Origin of the sequence: Thalassobellus citreus, assembly GCF_044385915.1 — a bacterium.
Lineage (GTDB): Bacteria > Bacteroidota > Bacteroidia > Flavobacteriales > Flavobacteriaceae > Thalassobellus > Thalassobellus citreus.
The window spans coordinates 1-3,538 of the sequence record NZ_JBISCC010000066.1; the positions used below are offsets into that span (position 1 = coordinate 1).

At 29.2% G+C, this 3,538-nt stretch carries 4 protein-coding genes; all 4 read left to right on the top strand.

Annotated features, from left to right (window positions below):
* Positions 1-208 (top strand): hypothetical protein (locus ACH5TX_RS00345; RefSeq protein WP_439337575.1); only part of this gene is annotated, 208 nt, incomplete at its 5' end.
* Complete coding sequence (locus ACH5TX_RS19120) at positions 189-863, top strand: PH domain-containing protein (protein ID WP_500691794.1); 675 nt, start codon at positions 189-191, stop codon at positions 861-863. The genes ACH5TX_RS00345 and ACH5TX_RS19120, both read left to right, overlap by 20 nt.
* Positions 864-998: 135 nt before the next feature.
* On the top strand, positions 999-1,490 hold the full coding sequence (locus tag ACH5TX_RS00355) for a hypothetical protein (protein WP_439337577.1): 492 nt from the start codon (positions 999-1,001) through the stop codon (positions 1,488-1,490).
* A 747-nt stretch (positions 1,491-2,237) separates the two neighbouring features.
* Entirely contained in the window at positions 2,238-3,296 is a 1,059-nt protein-coding gene (locus ACH5TX_RS00360) for a hypothetical protein (protein WP_439337578.1), read from the top strand.
* The last annotated feature ends 242 nt before the right edge of the window (positions 3,297-3,538 follow it).

A 3,538-nucleotide genomic window follows, 5' to 3' on the forward strand; every position in this document is an offset into this window, starting at 1 on the left:
AAGCACTAAAACCCAACATCGCATATCAAAAATGCTTATTTTAGTACTTAATCTTATGGTTATTGCTTCTTTGCTTGCTTCTGATTTTCCTTCGGAAAATCCTCGCACACAAAATCGCACTTTCCATATGCATAACCGTTACCCAACATTTGAAAACAGGAACTTACAAATTGAATTCAAAGTCTATAATGAGATTATTAAAAACTAATCTTATTATCCTCTTTCTATTATACATTACAAACCATTTCTTTCTTAAAGTTTTTAATCCGACTGTAATTCTAATAACAATTGGACAGTTTTTCATTCTGTTTAACGGACCAGCAATTTATCTTTTAATAAACTATTATAAGTACAATAAAAAAACGGAATTTTCTATCGACAAGAATTCTAATAAAATTTCAATTATTGAAAACGGAATAACTAAAGAATATTCCTTGAATGAAGTTAAATATTCAATTTATAATCTTGGAAAATATTGGCAAAACGCAATTGATAAAAACTATCGAATTCCAACAATTTTCTCTGATTTTGGATATTGGGATTTGACTTTTGAAAATGGAGACAGATATTATCTTACGACTTTACTTCAGGACTTTTTATTAGAAAAAAATGATATTAAAAATACAAAGTACCGATTTAGACTTATTCCATATATTGACAAATCAGAGAAGAAACAAGGAATTGAGTTAAAACCAATAGAATACAAACCGAAAAGTAGAACTGAAAAACTAAAAGAAAGTTACAAAGAAAAAACAAACGAGGAACTGAAATATATTATTGAGAATAAAAGTAAGTATCAAACCGAAGCAATTAAAATAGCAGAACAAATTCTGAAAGAAAAAACGTTGGGTAACAAAGCATAAAATTAATGGCTAGTTTTAGCCTACTTGGAAAATTCCTTCGGAATTTTCCGCTGGCAAGTTTCTATTTACTAAATTAGTGCTTAAACGCGCCACTAATATTATACGTAACCGTTGTACACAAGCTAAACAAACTTTATGGAAGCCTTCAAATATCTGATTTTATTAATAATTCTGATTGCCATAATTGCTTTTGGAATTTATGTATTAATTAGAGGATTAATAAAGAAAGACACTGAATTAAAATATTGGAGTATTGGAATTATAGGAATTCCGACAATTGTTATTCTGTATAATTTATTTCCAAACTTTCTGACTAAAAAACCATCTGACAAAGAATTGATTGGAATTTATAAAATTGTAAGTGCCGAAAATGGAATTCCGAAATCTGAATTTGATAAGCATATTTTGACTCTAAAAGATGACGGAACTTTTGAATTCACAAAAACTCCTGGAATTAATCTTTGTGTAAATGGGAATTATGATTTGGACTATGAATTTGAGGATAATGAACTTTCTTTTCAATGCGGAAAAGGTTGGACTAGTGCTCACATAAAAAGAAAAATATCAGGATTCGAAATTGAGTTTTTTAATAGCAAAAAAGAAATCCGATTTGCAAAAACTGATTAAAAAAAGCCAGTGTACAACAAAGCATAAAATTAATGGCTAGTTCTAGCTTACTTGGAAAATTCCTTCGGAATTTTCCGCTGGCAAGTTTCTATTTACTAAATTAGTGCTTAAACGCGCCACTAATATTATACGTAACCGTTAGCATACATTTGAAATGACTCTTTCCGAAGTATATTTTTATATGATAATTATAATTTACCAACTCTTTAGTTTGGTAATAATAACATTTACGGAAGACCTAAAAGAGGATAAATATTATAAACGATATTTGAAAATCACATTCTTAATCGGATTTCTTGGAATTGTAATGGAATTGTAATGGAATTGTTGAATTGGAATTACTTCTGTCGATTTAATTGCACTCTACTGACCTTCTCGCCTTTTCTGACTTTATTAATCTCAAAAGGAGTTATTGAGTTTTATAAAAAAGTATTCAAAAGAGAAGCTTTTCAAATGCAATGGGGGAAATTATCAGACGGAATTTGGATAAAGAATAACGGAGATTTAAAACATAAAGGATATTATAGTTGGTATACCGTGAATATTGGAAGCTTTCCGATTTTTATAATTACAACTATATTTTTACTGATAGAAAAAAACGTATGCTAACAAAGTATAAGAAATAATGCTTAAATTTATTCCTAAATCAAAAGGCTAGTACGCATTTGGTCACTCTGATTTTCCTGCGGAAAATCCTCGGACACAAAACGCACTATCCTTATACACAACCGTTGGCAATAATTAAGAGTGACTGATAACAATCCACAAACAATAATTTCTTTAGATGGTAGAATTCTGTTCTATGAAATAAACCATTTTATAAAAGATATTGTTAATGGAAATTGTTGCTTTATTTGTGGTTCAAAACCTTCCGAAAAAATCTTTAATGATGAACACGTAATTCCAGATTGGATTTTAAAAAAGTATAATTTACGTGAACAGAAAATTATACTTCCTAATCTTACCAAAATACAATATTCAAAATATAAAGTTCCTTGTTGTCAAGAATGCAATTCTGAATTAGGAAAACATTTCGAAGAACCAATAAGCGAATTATTATCAAAGCCTTATGAGGAGATTGCAAAAGAATTAAATGAATCAAGTAAAAAAAGAGACTTGCTATTTAGATGGTTATGTTTAATTTACTTTAAAACTCATTTAAAAGACAAAGCATTAAGAGAAAATAGAGATTATAGTGCTGAAAATTCAAAAATTGGAGACAGACATCTATGGGAAGATTTTCACCACGTACATTGTATTGTAAGAAGTCATCATACAGGAGCTAGAATTGACACAGAAGTATATGGATCTCTATATGCCAATAAAATTATTGGAGAAGAAGGTTTGCAAACATTTGATTACATAGATAATCCTTGGACTAAAGGAGTTCTTCTAAAGTTAGGAGACTTTTGCATAGCAACAATTTTAGATGATTCTTGTGCTTCAATTTCAATGTATAGCCAACAAATATCTTTAATTGGAAAGGGTATTTCGATTTTTCAGTTTTATGAAGTTTTTGCTCATTTTAATTATATAAGACTACATCTAACTGAACGTCCTATATTTCAATCATCAATAAATTCTAAAACTGGATATAATATTATTGCGAAAAAACCTGAAAAATATGAATTAGTCGACAAGTCAGAAAGGATTGGTACATATGGAGACTTTTTGAGAATTTATGCAGAACGGTCTATGGAAGATGTTCCTGAAGCAAAAAATATATTGGATTTAATAAGTGAAGGAAAATGGACGTTTTTATGGGATGAAAGTGGTAAATTCATTGATATAAATAAAAATAAATAACTATTGCCAACAAAGCATAAAATTAATGGCTAGTTCTAGCTTACTTGGAAAATTCCTTCGGAATTTTCCGCTGGCAAGTTTCTATTTACTAAATTAGTACCTAAACGCGCCACTAATATTATACGTAACCGTTGGCAAACATTATGAGAACGATTCTGCAAATAATCATACTTCTGACTTCTATTATGACTTTTTCGCAAGAAAAGTTAAGCGGAAAATATTGCTCAATTCCTATTGGAGAA